Source organism: Geodermatophilus sp. SYSU D01176 (assembly GCF_054050015.1).
On the sequence record NZ_JBJGYN010000007.1, the window covers coordinates 60,983 to 78,702 of the forward strand.

Below are 17,720 nucleotides of genomic sequence, written 5' to 3' on the forward strand. Positions count from 1 at the left end.
GGCTGGGTCAGGCGGTTCCGGTGAGTGCGAAGAACTCGGCGCGGGAGCGGGCGTCGGAGCGCAGCACGCCGTGCAGCGCGGAGGTGACGGTGCGGGCGCCGGTCGCCCGGACCCCGCGCAGGGACATGCACAGGTGCTCGGCCTCGATCACGACGCCGACCCCCCGTGGGGCGAGGTGCTCCTGCAGCCAGTCGGCCACCTGCTGGGTCAGCCGCTCCTGCACCTGCAGGTCGCGGGCGAACACCTCGAGCACCCGGGCGAGCTTGGACAGCCCGAGGATCCGGTCACCGGGCAGGTAGCCGACGTGCGCGACCCCGGAGAAGGGCAGCAGGTGGTGCTCGCACAGGGACTGCAGGGGGATGTCCCGGGCGAGGACCAGCTCGTCGTAGCCCTCGTCGTTGGGGAAGGTGGTGAGGTCGAAGTGCCGGCCGGTCAGCAGCTCGGCGTAGGAGCGGGCCACCCGCCGCGGCGTCCCGGCCAGGTGCGGCGACGCCGGGTGCCTGCCCAGCGCCCGGAGCAGCGCGCTGACCGCCTCCTCGGCCGCGGGCAGGTCCACCGCCCCGGTCTCCCGCACGACGCGCAGGGCGGGGGTGCGGCTCTCGACCGCGGAGGCCTCCGCCGGTCCGGCCGCGGTCACGACCGGTCCCCGGCGGTGCGACCGGGCGCGTAGCGCACCGCGAGCCGGGCGAGGGCGACGGCGGCGACGAGCAGCCCGAGGTCGCGCAGGGCCACGTCGTAGAAGCCGGGGACGGTCAGCAGGTCGACGATGATCCCGCCGAGCCAGGCGGCCACCAGCCAGCCGCCGAACCGTGGCGCGACGGCGACCACGACGCCGGCGACGATCTCGACGACGCCGACGGCGTACATCGCCTGCTGCGCGGTGCCGGGCACGAGGTCGTCGATCCACGGCGCGAGGTAGCCCGGCCAGTCGGTGAGCAGGTTGGCGAACTTGTCCAGCCCGAAGGCGATGGGCGCGATGGTGAAGGTCGTCCGCAGCAGCAGGAAGGCCTGGCGGGCCGGGTCGGTGGCCGTGACGGCGCTCCCGGTGCGGTCGAGGTGGGTGGTCATGGGAACCCTCCTTCTAAAACCGATGATGTTTAGAAGTAGAGACCCCTGCCGCACCGCTGTCAACACCCCTCAGACCGGCGGTGACGGCTCCAGACGGACGCAGCAGCCGCCCGGGGCCGGCGCGAGGCGGGCGGCGAGCCCGGTGCCGTCGATGCCGGCGAGGACGCCGTCGAGCAGGCGCAGGTTCATCCCGCAGACGAGGTCGGTGTACTCGTCGGCCAGCGCGTGGAACGGGCAGTTCCCGAGGACCACCCCGCCGTCCTCGGCCCGGGGCTCGAAGCCGTGCTCCTCCAGCACCGCCAGCACGGCGTCCCGGGCATCGGGCTCCCGGCCCGCCCCCCGGCCCAGCTCCCGACCGCGGGCGTGGGCCCGTCGGCCGAGCACGGTCCGGGGCGACTCGCCCGACGCGTCGGCCTCCTGCAGCGCCCCGGCGAGCAGCTCGCCGGCGAGGTCGTAGCGGCGCTCGGGCAGGGAGACCCCGACGGTGCACGCCGCCCGCCGGTAGAGCTTCGCGGGGCGACCGGCGCCGGGCCCGCTGCGGCCGGTGCGCCGCTCGTAGTGCACGTCGAGCAGGCCGTCGGCCACCAGCCGGTCCAGGTGGAAGGCGACCGTCGCCCGGGGGACGGCGAGCGCCGCGGCCACCTCGTCGCGGCCGACCGGCTGCGGCTGACGCACCACGTGGTCGTACAGCCGACGCCGGGTGGGCTCGGCCAGGGCGGAGACGGCGGCGACCTGGGCAGCGCGGGAGTCCACGCGGGAATTCTAGAACCAACAGACCTTGGTCAAACAGTCCCCGACTCGGCCGGGACGTGCTCCCCCCAGTCGGGCGGCGTCAGCGCCGTGTCGAGGCGGCGCAGCTCGTCCCGGTGCAGCGCGCTGAGCCGGCCCAGGATCCGCTCCCCGGCCGCGGTCAGCAGGACCCGGACCGATCGCGCGTCCTCGGGGTTGGCGGCCCGCGCGACCAGCCCCTGCCCCTGGGCCCGGTCGACCAGCTCGACGACGCTGTGGTGGCGCAGCTGCAGCCGCTCGGCCAGCTCCCGCACCGTGGCCCACTCCCGGTCGGGGAAGCCCTTCAACGCGAGGAGCAGCTGGTACTGCTGCGGGGTCAGCCCGTGCCGGCGCACGGTCTCCTCGCTGAAGCGCAGGTAGCGGCGGATGCCGAAGCGGAAGCGCGCCAGCGCCTCGAACTCCTGCTTGGTCAGCGGCGGACCGGCCGGTGCGTCGTCCTCCTCCGCCACGGCTCCATTCGACCACGGATGCGCCGCGCAGCACGCCCTTCCGGCGGACGAAATATCGTCTTACGATGCATCTGTTGGGGCGGACCGCCGTCAGGAGGCGCTCGTGCTCAGTGACTCCGAACGCCGGGCAGTGCAGGAGCTGGAGGTCGCACTGCTGTCGGACCGGGCCTTCAGCCGGGCCGTGCTCCCCGTCGTGCAGCGGCTCCGGAGGTCGCCCGCACCCGTCGTCGTCGGTGTCGCCGCCCACGGGCGGTCCTCACCGGCCCTGGAGTGGGCGGCCACGGAAGCCACCGCGCAGGCGCGTCCGCTGCGGATCGTGCACGCGTTCCCGGCTCCGGTGCCGATGGACCCGCTCGGCGCCGTCCCGGTGGCCGACAGCCTGACCGCACTGCAGGCGGCGGCCGCCCAGCTCGTGGAGGACGCGCTGACACGGGTGCGGTCGATCGCCCCGGGCATCGAGGCCTCCGCTGGCATCGTCCGGGGATCGCCCCGCCGGGTCCTCCTCCGCGAGAGCCGGGACGCCCACCTCCTCGTCCTGGGTGCCCGACCGCGGGCGGGCCGGCCGCCGCGCGTCCGGCGCCGTCCGCACGGGGCGCTCGCCCGGGGGTTGACGACCACCGCCGGCTGCCCCGTCGCGGTGGTGCACCCGGCCGGCGACGGCGCCCGGGACGTCGCCACCGCCCGGGTCGTGGTGGGGATCGACGGCCTTCCGCACTCCGACGCCGCCGTCGACTTTGCCTTCCGCGCCGCCGCCCGGCGCGGCGCCGCCGTCACCGCCGTCCATGCCTGGTGCGCCGACTGCCCTGCCGACCTGGAGGCGGTGACCGCCCCGCTCGTCACCACGGAGGCCGCGGCGCACGCGCTGGTCGACGGCGCCGTCGCGGCCTGGCGGGAGCGGTACCCGGACGTGCCGGTCACCACCCAGGTGGTGCGCTGCGACCCGGCCTCGGCCCTGATCGCCGGCTCCGCGGGCGCCGCACTCGTCGTCGTCGGCTCACGGGGTCGACGGGCCGGGCTGCGAGCCCTGTTCGGCTCGGTGAGCCACGCCGTGGTGGACGGGGCCGCGGCTCCGGTCGCCGTCGTGCGCCGCGGGACCGAGCCCTCCGCGGCGGGGGCCGCCCCGTGGGCGCGCAGCTAGTCGGGCGGCCGGGCCACCGCGCCGTCGGCGCACCGGTGGCCGGCCGGTCCGACGCCGGGCACGCCGTCCCCGTGCCCGCACCGCATCCGACGGGACGACGGAGGCCGAGATGGACGTCATCCTCGTGATCCTGGCGCTCGCACTCGCGGGGCTGCTGGTCCTGCTGGGGGCGAGCGTCCGGGTCGTGAACCAGTACCAGCGCGGGGTCGTGCTGCGGTTCGGCCGGCTGCTCGGCGACGCCCGGTCGCCGGGCCTGACCGTCATCGCCCCGGGCGTCGACCGGCTGCACAAGGTCAACATGCAGATCGTCACCATGCCGGTGCCGGCGCAGGAGGGGATCACCCGCGACAACGTCACCGTCAAGGTCGACGCGGTCGTCTACTACCGGGTGTTCGACCCGGTGCGGGTCGTCGTCGACGTGCAGAACTACCAGGCCGCGATCGCGCAGGTCGCACAGGCGTCGCTGCGGTCGATCATCGGCAAGAGCGACCTCGACGACCTGCTGTCGAACCGCGAGCGGCTCAACCAGGGACTGGAGCTGATGCTCGACAACCCGGCCGTCGACTGGGGTGTCCACATCGACCGGGTCGACATCAAGGACGTCGCGCTGCCCGAGTCGATGAAGCGGTCGATCGCCCGGCAGGCCGAGGCCGAGCGGGAGCGCCGGTCCCGGGTGATCACCGCAGAGGGCGAGCTGCAGGCGTCGGAGAAGCTGGCGCAGGCCGCGCAGGTGATGGCGACCCAGCCGGCGGCGCTCCAGCTGCGCCTGCTGCAGACCATGGTCGAGGTGGCCGCGGAGAAGAACTCGACGGTCGTCCTGCCCTTCCCGGTCGAGCTGCTGCGCTTCCTCGAGCGCGCCACTCCCCCGAGCGCGGAGGCCGTCGATCCCACCCCGGCGGTGAACGGCGTCCCCGTCCCGCGGCCGACGACCCCGCCGGTGGCCACCGGCTGAGACCAGAGCTCGGGGCGGTGCCCTGGACGGGGCCGGCGGCGGCCCCTGCGCGGGCCGCCGTCCTCCCCGCCTGGCCGGGTGCCCGGGACGCGGACCAGGATGGGCACGTGAGCGAACCCGTGCAGCTCAGAGTGGCCCTCGCCCAGGTCGACACCCGCGTCGGCGACCTCGCCGGCAACGCCGCGCTGGTGACCCGCTGGACGGCGGACGCCGCCGCGGCCGGGGCCCACGTCGTCGTCTTCCCCGAGATGACGCTGACCGGCTACCCGCCCGAGGACCTCGTCCTCCGCGAGTCCTTCGCGCAGGCCAGCGAGACGGCGCTGGTCGAGCTCGCCGGCGACCTGGCCGCCCGGGGCCTGGGTGACACCGCGGTCGTCGTCGGCTACCTCGCGCACACGGAGGGCAGCGGCCCGGCGCCAGCGGAGTCCATGCCCGGGGACGACGACCGCCCGGCCGACGCGAACCCGCGGCGCGGCGCCCCCCGCAACGCGGCCGCGCTGCTGCACGGCGGCGAGGTCGTCGTCCGCTACTACAAGCGGCACCTGCCCAACTACGGCGTCTTCGACGAGGCCCGTTACTTCGTGCCCGGCACCGAGCTGCCGGTGGTGCGGCTGCACGGCGTGGACGTCGCGCTGACCGTCTGCGAGGACCTCTGGGTCGAGGGCGGCCCGTGCGGCGTCGCCGGGCAGGCCGGCGTCGACCTGGTGCTCTCCCCCAACGCCTCGCCCTACGAGCGGGCCAAGGACGACCTGAGGCTGCCGCTGGTCCGCCGCCGGGCCGCCGAGGCCCGGGCGACGGTCGTCTACTGCAACCAGGTGGGCGGCCAGGACGAGCTGGTCTTCGACGGCGACTCGATGGCGGTGGCCGCGGACGGCGAGCTGCTCGGCCGGGCGCCACAGTTCGTCGAGCACCTGATGTGCGTCGACCTGTCCATCGACCCGTCGGCGGTGCCCGAGCGGCGGGCGGGCCGGATCGGTCCGATGACGGTGACCCGGCACGTGCTGTCGGAGGACCCCGTGCCGGCGTTCGAGGCCCGCCCGGCGTCGGTGGCCGAGCCGCTGTCGGACTGCGAGGAGGTGTGGCGGGCGCTGGTGCTGGGCCTGAAGGACTTCATCGACAAGAACGGCATGCCCTCGGTCGTCCTCGGGCTCTCCGGCGGCATCGACTCGGCCGTCTGCGCGGCCCTCGCCGTCGACGCGCTCGGCGCCGACCGCGTGTACGGCGTCGGCCTGCCGTCGAAGTACTCCAGCGAGCACTCCCTCGCCGACGCCGCGGACCTCGCCGAGCGCACCGGGCTGCACTACTCCGTCGTCCCGATCGCGCCGATGGTCGACGCCTACCACTCCGCGGTCGAGCTCTCCGGGGTCGCCGGGGAGAACCTGCAGGCGCGGGTGCGCGGGACGCTGCTCATGGGACTGTCCAACCAGCACGGCCACCTGCTGCTGACCACCGGCAACAAGAGCGAGATCGCCGTCGGCTACTCCACCCTCTACGGCGACTCGGCCGGCGGCTTCGCCCCCATCAAGGACGTGCCCAAGACCCTGGTGTGGGCGCTGGCCCGGTGGCGCAACGAGTACGCGCGGGGGCGCGGGGAGACCGAACCGATCCCGGCGAACTCGATCGAGAAGCCGCCGTCGGCCGAGCTCGCGCCCGGCCAGGTCGACACCGACTCGCTGCCCTCCTACGAGGAGCTCGACGCGGTGGTCGCCGACTACGTCGACCGCGACCTCGGCATGGCCGACCTGCTCGAGCGCGGCCACGACCCGGAGGTGGTGGCGCGGGTGCTGCGGCTGGTGGACGCCGCCGAGTTCAAGCGCCGGCAGTCGGCGCCCGGAACGAAGATCAGCCTGAAGGCGTTCGGACGCGACAGGCGGCTGCCCATCACCAACAGGTGGCGGGAGACGCTGCCCACCGTCCGCGAAGGAGCGGCATCACACTCATGACCGACCCGGTTCTCTACGGCGGCACCTCGACCACGCGGGTCCGCGTGCACCACCTCCAGCAGGCCAAGGAGCGCGGTGAGAAGTGGGCGATGCTCACCGCCTACGACACCTCCAGCGCCGCGATCTTCGAGGAGGCCGGCATCCCCGTCATGCTGGTCGGGGACTCCGCGGGCAACGTCGTCCTCGGGCACAGCTCGACGGTGCCGGTCACCGTCGAGGACCTGCTGCTGATGACCAGGGCGGTCACCCGCTCGACCAAGCGGTCGCTCATCGTGGCCGACCTGCCGTTCGGCAGCTACGAGTCCTCGCCGCAACAGGCGTTCGCCACCGCCGTCCGGATGATGAAGGAGGGCGGCGCGCAGGCGGTCAAGCTCGAGGGCGGGGTGCGGGTCACGCCGCAGATCGAGCTGCTGAACGACTCGGGCATCCCGGTCATGGCGCACATCGGGTTCACGCCGCAGAGCGAGCACGCCCTGGGCGGCTACCGGGTGCAGGGCCGCGGCGCCGGTGCGGAGAAGCTGCTCGCCGACGCGCACGCCGTCCAGGAGGCCGGCGCGTTCGCCGTCGTCCTGGAGATGGTGCCCGCCGAGATCGCCGGCCAGGTCACCAAGGAGCTGGCCATCCCGACGATCGGCATCGGCGCCGGCGCGGACTGCGACGCGCAGGTGCTGGTCTGGCCGGACATGGCCGGGCTCACCGGCGGCCGGGTGCCGCGCTTCGTCAAGAAGTACGCCGACCTGCGCGGTGAGCTGCTGCGGGCCGCGCGGGAGTACGCCGACGAGGTCCGCGGCGGCGTCTTCCCGGGCCCGGAGCACTCCTTCGAGTAGGCGGGCGGTCCTCGGGGCTCTGCCGGCGACTTCCCCGCTCTGCGGGCGGGATCTCGCCGGCAGAGCGGGGAACCTGCCCGCAGAGCAGGGTCACCCACTCCGTCGGCGGCCGCGGTCGAGCGCGCGGCGGACCCGCGGCCCGAGGACGGCGGGCGTCAGATCTGCCCAGGTCCACCGGACCACGCCCCAGTCCTCGTCGCGGAAGGCGTCCTCCCGGCGCTTCTCCTCGAAGACGACGTCGCCGGGCTCCTGACCGGGCCGCAGCAGTCGCCCGTACTTGACCCGGCCGTCGAACTCCCCCACCACCCGCGCCTCCTCCCAGCCGAAGTCGGCCCGCCCCAGGAGGCGTCCACCGGCGCTCCGCACGGCCAGCTGCAGGGTCGACGGGGCCAGACCCAGCCGGTGCAGCAGCAACCGGCTGCGGCTCTCGCCCACGCTCTCGCTGCGGCCGTCGGCGAAGCCCACGGCACGGGCCGCAGCGCGGCTCCCGGGTGTCCCGACGACGCCCTCCAGCCGGCGGTCGAGCTCCGGCCGGTGCACCAGTCGCAGCCGCAGCGCCGCGTCGAGCGCCACGACCGCGGGCTCGACGGCGAGTGTTCGCGCCAGGTCCAGCGCCGTGCGCACCGGACTGGTCACGGGCACGCCATCGACCGCCACCACCTCCTCGTCGGTCAGTCGCGCGACGTGGCAGCGCAGGTGCCGCCCCACCTCACTGGAGGCCGGCGGCCGGCGGGTGACGTGCACACGTCGCAGGTCCACGCCCCACAGCGGCATGCCGAGGAGCACGGCCGCGGACTGGTGGCTCACCACTGCCGGACGTCGCAGGGCGTCCAGCGTCGCGGCGACCAGCAGCCGGTGGCGCTGGGCCTCGCCGTCGGGTGCCACGGCGGGGACGTACGCGCCGGGCCGCAATCGCGCGAGCCCGCCTCGGCGCAGCTGCCGGGTGAGCTCGGCGTCCGACCACCCGTTCCGCAGGGCCGCGCGGCGCAGGACGAGGTCGGGGAACAGCGAGGGGTCCACGCTCCGACCGTGGCCGGTGCAGGGCACCGGCGGGAAGTCCGCCGCTGCAGCTGTGGAGGGCCGACGCCCCTGTGGACGCAGGGCTCTGCCGGCGACTTCCCCGCTCCGCAGGCGGGATCTCGCCGGCAGAGCGGGGAACCGCCCGCGGAGCGGGCCCCTCCCGCCGGAGCGGCCCGTCGGTCAGGGTGGTTGGGTGCGTGCTCTCGTCGTCGCCTCGCCGCTCACCGGGCACGTCCTGCCGCTGGTCCCCCTCGCGCGGGCGCTGCGGGACGCCGGGCACACCGTGACCGTCGCGACCGCGGGCGACGGGCTCGGCGTCTGCCCACCGGACCTGGACCCCACCGACGTCGCCCCGCGGCTGCGCCTGGGCCCGCTGTTCCTCCGTCTCATGGCGCGCCCCCCGGCTGGCGCACCGCGAGGCCGCCGCGCGCTGCGGCGTCCCGGCGGTGCTGATCGAGGGCAACCTGTTCGACACGCGCGAGCTGCTCGCCGCGGCCGGCGCGACCTACGGGCCGGCGCGGGGTCTGACGGACCTCCCGGCCCCGGCAGAGGTGCTGAGCACCGCGCCCCCGAGCCTGGTCGGCCGCCGCTCGGGCCGGCCGATGCGGTTCGTGCCCGAGGCCCCGGACCGTCCCTTCGACAGCGCCTGCGCGGAGCCCGGGCAGCGTCCGCGGCTGCTGGTCAGCCGCAGCACGGTGGCCGACCCGCGCCGCGACCGCCTCATGACCACGGTCGTCGCCGCGGCGGCCGGCAGCGACATCGACGTCGTGCTGGTCAAGCCCGACCGCTGGGTCACCCGTCGCCCGCTACCCCCGAACGTGCGGACGACGGACTGGCTGCCGTTCCCCGCGGTCTTCCCGGCCGCCGCGGGCGTGGTGCACCACGGCGGCGCGGGGACCCTCCTGACCGCACTGGCCGCGGGAGTGCCGCAGCTGGGTGGTCCGCGGCGCGGGCGACCGGCGGGTCAACGCCGACCTCGTCGCCGCACGCGGGGCCGGGCTCACGGCGGACCTGGACCAGGTGCGCCGTCCCCTGCTGGACCGGCTGGGGACCGACCCGGGGCTCCGGACAGCGGCCGGTGAGGTCGCCGCCGAGATGGCCGCCATGCCGCACCCGGCGGAGCTGGTCCCCCGGCTGACCGCTCTCGCCGGCGAGTGAGCAGGGTCAGCGCCCGGACTCGTCCGTGAAGAGCTTGCGGAACTGGGAGGCCGCGACGTCCCCGGCCGCCTCCACGATCTTGCCCACGACGGGGTGGACGACGAGTCCCGTGACCGTGCCGGCCAGCTTCGGCAGGTTCTTCACGAACCACTTCCGGACGTACTGGAGGGTCGTGAGGTCGGGCTCTTCCGCGACGACCGCCTGCTCGATCTCGTCGACCCTCTCGAGGGCCGCGGCCTGCTGTTCCGGCGGGGCCTCGGCCCGGATCCGGGCCTTGACCTCCTCGACGGCCCTGCGGAGCTCGGCGAGGTCCGCCTCGGTGACGGCCGGCGCCTGCTGCGCGATGCGCGTGTAGCGCTGATCGATGTCCCGGCCGACGGCGACCTGTCCACCCTCGGCGACCGAGCCGCCGATGCTGACGTGGAAGTCGTCTCCCGGTCCGCGGTTGCTGGTCATGATCGACCCCTCCTGGTGGGCTCTACATCTAGGACAGCGCTCGGCGGCCTCTCCGGCGGCTCTCCGCATGCTTCGGGAACTGCGTGTGGAGAGGGACCGGGAGCCCGGTGCGCGAGCTCGCGGGCTCAGCGCGTCGCGCAGCCAGGAACCGGCTGGGCCCGAGGACACGCCCACCCCGGCGACCGACCGGTCGTCGAGGCGTGGCAGCCGTTGACTGTCGGAGTCCGACTCCGGGTCCCTCGACGAAGGACGTCGGTTCGCACGGAGAGGTCGGCGTCTCCCGCACCTGCCCCTCCGGACACGGCGGCGGCACACACTCCCCCGACGAGTCCCGCACCTGCCCCTCCGGACACGGCGGCGGCACACACTCCCCCGACGAGTCCCGCACCTGCCCCTCCGGACACGGCGGCAGCACACACTCCCCCGACGAGTCCCGCACCTGCCCCTCCGGACACGGCGGCAGCACACACTCCCCCGACGAGTCCCGCACCTGCCCCTCCGGGCACGGCGGCGTGACACAGGTGTTGGTCTCCGGATCCAGCACCTGCGGCTCGGTGCACTCCACTTCGATCGGCTCGCACGGAGAGCTCGGCGTCGCCCGCTCCTGCCCCTCCGGGCACGGCGGCGTGACACAGGTGTTGGTCTCCGGATCCAGCACCTGTGGCTCGGTGCACTCCACTTCGATCGGCTCGCACGGAGAGCTCGGCGTCGCCCGCTCCTGGCCCTCCGGGCACGGCGGCGTGACACAGGTGTTGGTCTCCGGATCCAGCACCTGCGGCTCAGTGCACTCCACCGTGATCGGCTCGCACGGAGAGCTCGGCGTCGCCCGCTCCTGCCCCTCCGGGCACGGCGGCGGGCCGGAGGAGACGACGATGGTCACGGTGCTGCCGCACTCCGGCGTCGCTCCCGCGGCCGGACTGCTGCGCAGCACGGTGCCCTCGCCGACGGTGGAACTGGCTTCGGTGCCACCGTCACCCACCGTCAGCCTGGCGTCCCGGATCTCCGCGGCCGCCTGGTCACGCGTCATGCCGACCACCTGGGGCACCGTGCACAGCTGCGGGGTGACGGTGGAGGCCACGACCAGGTCGACCGAGCTGCCGCACTCCAGCCTCGAACCGGCAGCCGGGCTGCTCTCCAGCACGGTGCCCGCCTCGAGGCTCGGGTCGGGACGCTGGGTGACCTGCCCGACCGACAGCTCGGCCGCCCCGAGCGCCCCGACGGCGTCCCGCTGGGACATCCCGACGAGCTCGGGCACTGTGCACGGCGGGGGGTCGGCAACCGAGACCACGAGGTCGACATCGCTGCCGGCGGCCACCTGCGTCCCGGCGGGCGGACCGGTCTCCAGCACGACACCGGTCTCGACGCTCGGGTCCGGGCGCTCGGACACCGCGCCGACCCGCAGGTCGACGTCCAGGAGCAGCTGCGCTGCCTCCGAGCGGCTCAGGCCCACCACGTCAGGCACCGGCACGAGTTCCGGGCCACTGGAGACCAGCAGATCGACGGACGAGCCCGCGGCGACGGGGACGCCGGGACGCGGCGACTGGTCGGCGACGGCCCCCTCCGGGATGTCGGGGTGCGCGACACGCCCGATCGCGCCGACTTCGAGGTCGGCCGCATCGAGCCTCTCCTCCGCCTGCGCGAGGGGCAGTCCGATCACGTCCGGCACCAGCGGTGTGTCACGGCGGACGCCGACACCGCTGAGCACCACCGCCGCATCGGGGAACCCCTCCGCGGTCAGGAGCAGGACCCCCGAGTGCTCCCCTGCGGCCGTCGGCGCGAAGCGCACGGTGACGGTGCACGATCCGCCCGGTGCGACGGCCGCACCGGCGCACTCCGCGCCGTCCAGGCGGAACGCCCCGGCGACGCCCGTGGCGGCGCCCGCCGTGAGCTGCAGCGGGCGGTCGGCGCGGTTGGTCACGACGACGTCCCGCGGGGGGCTGAGGTCACCGACGCGCACCTGGGAGAAGTCCAGGACCCTCGGGGAGATGTCGGGCGCGGCGGTCGGCGGTGCCGTCCCCGAGCCGCTCAGCGGCACGGCCGGTCCGTCGCCGCCGAAGAACAGCTGCGCCGTCCGGAGTCCCGTCGTCACCGGGGCGAAGACCACGGTGACGACGCAGTCCTGGCCTGGCTCGAGGGAGGCCGGGCACGCCGCCTGGGTGAGCGCGAAGTCGGGCGAGCCGAGGACGGACACGGTGGAGACGTCCAGGGGTGCGTCGCCGGAGTTGGCCAGCACCACCCGCTCCGGCGGGGAGGGGCTGCCGACCGGTCGGGCACCGAAGTCCACCGCCCGGGGGTCGACCTGGAACGCCGGGTCCGACGGCGGATCGACACCCGTGCCGTTCACCGGCACGGCGATCGCGGGGACACCGTCGGGACCGGGCAGGGTGAGCAGGCCCTGGCGCGAGCCCTCGTCAGCCGGGGTGAACCGGACACCGACCGAGCACGTCGCACCGGGCAGGAGCTGGACGCCCGAGCAGCTGTCGCCCTCGACGACGAAGTCCGCGGCGTCGAGTCCCGACAGCGCGACCGGCCCGAGGACCACGGGGACCTCGGGCGGCCCGCTGACGGTCACCTGCCGCCGTCCGCTGGACTCGTTGAGCGTCTGGTCGCCGAAGGACAGCTCGGTGGGCACGGCGGTCGGCGAGGACGGGTCCGGTTCCGTGCTGGTGCCGGACAGCGTCGCGGTCGGGTCGTCGTCCAGCTCACGGACGTCGACCGTCATCGACGCCGCGCGCGGCCCGGCGCCGGTCGGGCTGAAGACGACGTCCGCCGTGCACGTCTGCCCGGCGGCGATCTCCCGGTTGCGGCACGTGCTCGCGGTGACGACGAAGTCCGAGTGGTTCGGACCCGACGTCCGGAAGTCGTCCAGGTGGATCGGTGTGGCGCCGAGGTTGCGCGCGGTCAGGGAGCGGGACTCGGAGGCCTGGTTCACCGCCGCGGCCCCGAACGACAGGGCTCGCTCGTCGAGCGCCACGGTGGCCGCGTCGTCCGGTTGGGATCCGAGGATCACGAGCCCGGCCACGAGCGCCGGGACGACGACCAGCGAGGCCCCTATGGCCAGCACCTTGGCCGAGATAGTGGTGGGACCTCCGCCCACGCCGAGGCCCGAGGACGAGTGCACGGCGGTAGCGCCCGCGTGCCCCTGGGCGCCCACCGAGGCGCTCTCCTCCGCAAACTCCAGGATCCCGTGGTCGTCCTCGACCGCCGTCGACCCGTGGCCGTCCTCGACCGCCGTGGACGCGCCGTCGTCCTCGACCGCCGTGGAGTCGTCCCGCTCGTCCGGTAGTGGCGGAGGCACCATGAGCAGGGACAGGTTGTGCTGGGTGACCTGCGCCGCCGCGTAGGCACCGACGGCCGCCCGCAGGCGGAGGGCGGCCTGGAGCAGGTCCCTCGCCGTGCCCGTCTCGCCGACGCAGAGCGCCCGCGTCCCGAGCTGGTGCAGGGCCATGGCCTCGGCAGCCCGGTCGCCCAGCTCCCGGGCGGCGGTCAGCTTGTGCTGGGCGACCTCGCGCCAGGCGTCCCACCGCCCGCTCAGTGCGTAGGCCGCGTCGAGCAGGACGCCCAGGGCGAGCACGTACCGCCACTCGCGGTGACGCGCGGCGTCGGCGTGGACCGCGCGCAGCGTCTCGGCCGGAGCTCCGGGGGCCAGCAGCGTCTCGCTGCGCCGCTCCGCCAGGTCCAGGAAGTACTGCCGCACCTCCGCGCGCCGCTGCTCCATCTGCCACAGGAGGGGCGGGCCGAGGTCCACCCCGTCGGCGAGGCTGTAGGCGATCCGCGCGCGGGTCGGCACCGGGGGTGCGGACGCGAGCACCAGCCCCCGGGCCACGAGCCGGTCGACCCGTTCCTGCACGTCACCGTCGCCGGTGATCGCCGACAGCTCCTCGACGCCGAGCTGGACGCCGGGGATGGCCGCCAGCAGCGCCAGCAACCGCAGGTCCTCGACGGAGTCCACCGGGATCGGCGGGACCCCGGACGCCACAGCGCTCTCGGCGAACTCGGCCAGCGTGCCGCCGGAGGTCCGGGCCGCGGCGGCGAGCCGCAGCAGACCGGCCGGAGCTCCGCGGACGAGACCGCACAACCTGTCGACCGCGGGCTGCTCGTCGGGACCGACGGGACGGCCGAGGGCGCGGGCGACCAGCGCTCGGGCGGCTGCCCCCTGCAGGCCAGTGAGCTCGATGGACAGCGCGTCGCCGGCCTCGGTGCCGGACGTCGTCGTGAGGATGAAGCCGCACTCCGGTGCGTAGTCCTCGACGTCCGCGACGTCGTCCTGCACCAGTGCGACGTCGTCGAGCAGGAGCGCCGCACGGGCGTGCTGCAGGTAGTGCCGCAACTCGCCGGGGGTGGGCCGGACCGGGATGTCGGAGGAGTAGAAGACGTCGAACAGGACCTGCAGCAGGTCGTCGTGCGAGAGCCCGCGGGCGGACAGGTGCGCCATCCCCCCGCACGCCTCGGCGATCGGCAGCTGGTGGGCGAGCGAGCGCAGCAGGGTGGACTTGCCCATGCCCGCCGGCCCGTACAGCTCGACCGGCCGCCGGGTGGAGAGCGCCTCGACCGCGAGCGCCGTCTCCCGCTGACGGCCGACGAGGAAGGCCGGCCGGCGGGGCACCAGGCTGATCGGCACCGGCCGCGGGGTGACGTTGGCCCGGGCGTCCGGCGGGAGGACGGTCACCAGGTTGCCGAGCACCGTGTCCACGCGCATCTGCACGATGTGCGAACCGACGGCGAGCTGTCCGCTGACGTCGCCACCCACGGTCACGCTGGTGCGGATCTCCCCCACCGGGGCGCCGACGCCCTGACCGGGACCCGCGACCTCGTCCCCGGTGTGCCGCGTCATCGCTCACCCCCAGCAGCCCCGCTCCGCGTACTGTGGAGAGGCGCTCGGGTTACCGGTGGCACCTCGCCACGGGACCCGCCGTCGACCGGACCGTCGACGGCAGTGAGCCATGGGAGCGGTTGGTCTCGTCGTCGATGTCAGGGCATGGCTCGTCGGCGCGACGCTAGGAGGCGTCCGTCACCACGTCGTCAACGGACCGTCACCGCTCCGCGGGCGCCGCAGGGGCGGGCCCGCCGGTGGGTCACACGTCGGTGACGCGGATCCCGGCGTGCGCCTTGTACCGGCGGTTGACCGACACGAGGTTGATGGTCAGGGCCTCCACCTGGCGGGCGTTGCGCAGCCGCCCGGCGTAGATCCCGCGCATGCCGGGCAGCCGGCCGGCCAGCGCCTGCACGGTGTCGGTCGCCTCGCGGACGTCACCGACGACCATCACGTCGCCGTCCAGGGTGGGCCGGGACAGGTCCTCCAGCAGCCGGGCCGACAGGTGGTGGAAGGCGCCGACCACGGACGAGTCGGGCAGCAGCGCGGCGGCCTGCTGGGCCACCGACCCCTCGGGCACGTCCAGCACGTAGGCGCCCAGCTCGTCGAAGGCCATCGGGACGACGCAGTCGACGACGACCTTGCCGGCCAGCGGGGTGGCCAGCTCGGCCAGGGTGTCGGCGTGCCCGCCGTAGGGCACGGCGACGATCACCAGGTCGGCCGCGCCGGCGACGTCGACGTTCGAGCCGCCGGTCACCGACACCTCGCAGCCCCCGGCCGCGGCGGTGGCCCGCTCGGCGACCTGCGCGGCGACCTCCCCGGCCCGCTCGGCGTCCCGCGAGCCCAGCAGCACGCGCTGCCCGGCCGCGGCCAGCCGGACGCCGAGCCCGCGACCCTGCGGACCGGTGCCCCCCAGCACGCCGACGACCAGGTCCTCCACCGAGCGTCCGTCCGACACGCGTCCACCTCCTGCGCCGCCGGACCTCCCGGCGTTCCCGCCGCCGATCATGCCCTGGCGACGGAGTGGAACGGCCACCCTCCAGGGGCCCCCGCACCGGCGAGCCGCGGGGAGGAGGGTGGCCCTTCCTCAGTCGCCTTGCCACCGCCGGTCCTCGGCGGTCAGCCGCTCCTCGCGCTCGGCCACCGACTGCAGCGCGTGCTCGGCCTCCTCGCGGGTCTGGTACGGGCCCAGCCGGTGCCGCTCGGCGCAGCCGTCCCGGTCCTCCACGGTGTGGTGCTTGAGGCAGTAGAACCACGGTCCCTGCGCCATGTCGTCCTCCTCGGGTCGTCGTCGGCTGCTCGTTCCTGCCCGGTCAGACGTCGACCATCACCTGGTCGTGCCGGGCGTAGAAGGCGGTCATCTCCTCCGGGGTCGGCGTCCGCCCGCTGCGGCGGAGTTCGGCCATCTCGGCGAAGAAGTGCTCGCGGGCGATGCCCGGGGCGAAGAGGATGAGGAAGCCGGCCGGCTCGTCGCCGTCGTTGCGGAAGCCGTGCACGCCGTGCTCGGGCACCAGCGCGAAGTCCCCCGCCGAGTACGGCCGCCACGTGCCGTCGGCGTAGACGGTCAGCCGTCCCGAGACCACGTAGAAGGACTCGGAGAACGTCCGGTGGTAGTGCGGGGCGGCGCCGGGACTGCGCGGGGCGAGGCGGTACTCGACCAGGCCGAAGCGGCCGGCGGTGTGCGAGCCGGGCGCCACCATGCGCAGGGTGGCGGTCCCGCCCGCGTCGACCATCGGGTGCTCGGCGAGGGTGCGGACGACGACCGTGCCGGGCTCGGGGTGGGACACGCCGCCACCCTCGCACCGACCTGCGGCGCCGTCGACCCGTCCCGGCGACTGGGACATCTGAGGCACCCGGGTTCCGGGACTCCCTGAGAACCGGCTGTGTACGGCATGCTGCCTTCCGTGAGCGGGGGGCAACGCAAGGACACCGACACACGGACTGTGGCGAGGGCGTCCGACCTCGCCGTGAGCCGCGGCGCGGAACAACGTTTCGCCGCGCGCACGCTCGCTGGTCTCACCTTCCTCGGCGGGCTGACGGGCTCGGTGAACCTCTTCATCGACGGCACGCTGCACGAAGGCACGACCCGCCTCTTCTACGCCATCGCCATGGTGGCCTGTCTGCTCGCTGCCCTGGTGCTGGCTTGGCGTCAGCGAGCCGGGCGCTGGCCGACGTTCGGCCTCGTCCTGCTCGGTGACCTGGTCTACGTCATCGTCGTCGTCGGCATGTCCGAGCCCTCGCAGGTCACGCCGCTGGTGCTGCTGTTCCCCGCCTTCGTCGCGGCCTGGTTCCTGGGCCCGTGGATGCTCGGGGGCAGCATGCTGGCCACGGTGGTCGCCTGTGCAGTGGCGATGGACCACACCCACGACGGCCTGCTGCTGGTGACCGTCCAGGCCGGGGTCAACGCCGGGGTGCTCCTGGCGGCGTCCTGCGGAGTCCACGTGCTGCGCCGCCGGGTGCAGCGGCTGCTGGAGGCCACCCAGGCGCTCTCCCACCAGGACCCGCTCACCGGGCTGTCCAACCGCCGCTTCCTCGTCGAACAGGCCCCGCGGGTGTGGCGGCAGGCCCGCCGCGAGGGGTCGCGGGTGGCCGCGATGGTCCTCGACCTCGACCACTTCAAGCGGCTCAACGACGCCCACGGGCACGCCGCGGGGGACGCCGTGCTGCGCGCGGTGGCGACCTCGCTGGCGCTGACCGTGCGGCCCACCGACGTGCTGGCGCGCACCGGCGGCGAGGAGATGATCGTGCTCGGCCTGGTGAGCGACCCGGCGGAGGCCCGCCGGCTCGCCGAACGGCTGCGGTCGGCGGTGCGGACCAGCCGCAGCGCCGACGGCCACTCGGTGACCGCCTCGATCGGCATCGCGCTGACCCGCCCGGTGGACGGCGAGGACGCCGCCGACGCGATGTGGCGGCTGGTCGACCGCGCTGACGGGGCCATGTACGAGGCCAAGCAGGCCGGCCGGGACCGGGTGGCCGCCGTCCTGCCCCGGCAGCGGACCCGGCCGCTGCACGACAGCGTCCCCCCGGCCGGCCGCGCGGCCGGCTGAGGAAGGACCCCGCTGCCGCCCGCCGCTCGACCGGTGGGGACGCCGGTTCTCTGCTCCACT

The 17,720-nt window shown here is 75.0% G+C and carries 16 protein-coding genes and 1 pseudogene; 7 read left to right on the forward strand and 10 right to left on the reverse strand.

Going from position 1 to position 17,720, the window contains the following annotated elements:
- Nucleotides 1-7: 7 nt before the first annotated feature.
- The 4 genes from folE to ACI78Z_RS06315 all read right to left on the reverse strand — a co-directional run bounded on the left by folE (nt 8) and on the right by ACI78Z_RS06315 (nt 2,306).
- Complete coding sequence (gene folE / locus ACI78Z_RS06300; RefSeq protein WP_457035672.1) at nt 8-637, reverse strand: GTP cyclohydrolase I FolE; 630 nt, start codon at nt 635-637, stop codon at nt 8-10.
- A complete protein-coding gene (locus ACI78Z_RS06305; protein WP_457035673.1) occupies nt 634-1,068 on the reverse strand; it encodes a hypothetical protein in 435 nt (144 codons plus the stop codon). Before ACI78Z_RS06305 ends, folE begins: the two co-directional genes overlap by 4 nt.
- A gap of 69 nt (nt 1,069-1,137) precedes the next feature.
- A complete protein-coding gene (locus ACI78Z_RS06310) occupies nt 1,138-1,821 on the reverse strand; it encodes a helix-turn-helix transcriptional regulator (RefSeq protein ID WP_457035674.1) in 684 nt (227 codons plus the stop codon).
- Between the two features lie 29 nt (nt 1,822-1,850).
- A complete protein-coding gene (locus ACI78Z_RS06315; RefSeq protein WP_457035675.1) occupies nt 1,851-2,306 on the reverse strand; it encodes a MarR family winged helix-turn-helix transcriptional regulator in 456 nt (151 codons plus the stop codon).
- A gap of 103 nt (nt 2,307-2,409) precedes the next feature.
- On the opposite strand from ACI78Z_RS06315, the gene ACI78Z_RS06320 reads away from it, so the two are divergent.
- From ACI78Z_RS06320 to panB, 4 genes are all read left to right on the forward strand, one after another.
- Complete coding sequence (locus ACI78Z_RS06320; RefSeq protein ID WP_457035676.1) at nt 2,410-3,444, forward strand: universal stress protein; 1,035 nt, start codon at nt 2,410-2,412, stop codon at nt 3,442-3,444.
- 109 nt (nt 3,445-3,553) lie between these two features.
- Nucleotides 3,554-4,396 carry a slipin family protein gene (locus ACI78Z_RS06325; RefSeq protein ID WP_457035677.1) on the forward strand — a complete coding sequence of 281 codons (843 nt, stop codon included), beginning with the start codon at nt 3,554-3,556 and terminating at the stop codon, nt 4,394-4,396.
- Between the two features lie 107 nt (nt 4,397-4,503).
- Nucleotides 4,504-6,339, forward strand: a complete 1,836-nt coding sequence (locus tag ACI78Z_RS06330) for an NAD+ synthase (RefSeq protein ID WP_457035678.1) — start codon at nt 4,504-4,506, stop codon at nt 6,337-6,339.
- Nucleotides 6,336-7,166 (forward strand): 3-methyl-2-oxobutanoate hydroxymethyltransferase, encoded by an 831-nt coding sequence (gene panB / locus ACI78Z_RS06335; RefSeq protein ID WP_457035679.1) that lies wholly within the window; start codon nt 6,336-6,338, stop codon nt 7,164-7,166. Before ACI78Z_RS06330 ends, panB begins: the two co-directional genes overlap by 4 nt.
- A 90-nt stretch (nt 7,167-7,256) precedes the next feature.
- Here the strand turns inward: panB and ACI78Z_RS06340 are convergent, their stop codons facing one another.
- On the reverse strand, nt 7,257-8,186 hold the full coding sequence (locus tag ACI78Z_RS06340) for a type IV toxin-antitoxin system AbiEi family antitoxin domain-containing protein (RefSeq protein WP_457035680.1): 930 nt from the start codon (nt 8,184-8,186) through the stop codon (nt 7,257-7,259).
- Nucleotides 8,187-8,908: 722 nt separating this feature from the next.
- On the opposite strand from ACI78Z_RS06340, the pseudogene ACI78Z_RS06345 reads away from it, so the two are divergent.
- Both ACI78Z_RS06345 and ACI78Z_RS06350 read left to right on the forward strand, forming a co-directional pair.
- Nucleotides 8,909-9,109: pseudogene (locus tag ACI78Z_RS06345) on the forward strand (glycosyltransferase); the annotation flags it as partial.
- Nucleotides 9,110-9,122: 13 nt separating this feature from the next.
- The gene (locus ACI78Z_RS06350; RefSeq protein ID WP_457035681.1) at nt 9,123-9,344 is read left to right on the forward strand and encodes a nucleotide disphospho-sugar-binding domain-containing protein; all 222 of its coding nucleotides are present in this window, start codon (nt 9,123-9,125) and stop codon (nt 9,342-9,344) included.
- Nucleotides 9,345-9,350: 6 nt separating this feature from the next.
- On the opposite strand, the gene ACI78Z_RS06355 is transcribed toward ACI78Z_RS06350, so the two are convergent.
- The 5 genes from ACI78Z_RS06355 to ACI78Z_RS06375 all read right to left on the reverse strand — a co-directional run bounded on the left by ACI78Z_RS06355 (nt 9,351) and on the right by ACI78Z_RS06375 (nt 16,400).
- Nucleotides 9,351-9,800: a hypothetical protein gene (locus ACI78Z_RS06355; RefSeq protein WP_457035682.1), complete on the reverse strand. Its 450-nt coding sequence runs from the start codon at nt 9,798-9,800 to the stop codon at nt 9,351-9,353.
- Between the two features lie 28 nt (nt 9,801-9,828).
- Complete coding sequence (locus ACI78Z_RS06360; RefSeq protein WP_457035683.1) at nt 9,829-14,634, reverse strand: choice-of-anchor D domain-containing protein; 4,806 nt, start codon at nt 14,632-14,634, stop codon at nt 9,829-9,831.
- Nucleotides 14,635-14,875: 241 nt separating this feature from the next.
- Complete coding sequence (gene npdG / locus ACI78Z_RS06365; RefSeq protein ID WP_457035684.1) at nt 14,876-15,571, reverse strand: NADPH-dependent F420 reductase; 696 nt, start codon at nt 15,569-15,571, stop codon at nt 14,876-14,878.
- Nucleotides 15,572-15,700: 129 nt separating this feature from the next.
- Entirely contained in the window at nt 15,701-15,883 is a 183-nt protein-coding gene (locus ACI78Z_RS06370) for a hypothetical protein (protein ID WP_457035685.1), read from the reverse strand.
- 43 nt (nt 15,884-15,926) lie between these two features.
- The gene (locus ACI78Z_RS06375; protein ID WP_457035686.1) at nt 15,927-16,400 is read right to left on the reverse strand and encodes a cupin domain-containing protein; all 474 of its coding nucleotides are present in this window, start codon (nt 16,398-16,400) and stop codon (nt 15,927-15,929) included.
- Nucleotides 16,401-16,556: 156 nt separating this feature from the next.
- On the opposite strand from ACI78Z_RS06375, the gene ACI78Z_RS06380 reads away from it, so the two are divergent.
- On the forward strand, nt 16,557-17,660 hold the full coding sequence (locus tag ACI78Z_RS06380) for a diguanylate cyclase domain-containing protein (RefSeq protein WP_457035687.1): 1,104 nt from the start codon (nt 16,557-16,559) through the stop codon (nt 17,658-17,660).
- Nucleotides 17,661-17,720 lie beyond the last annotated feature (60 nt).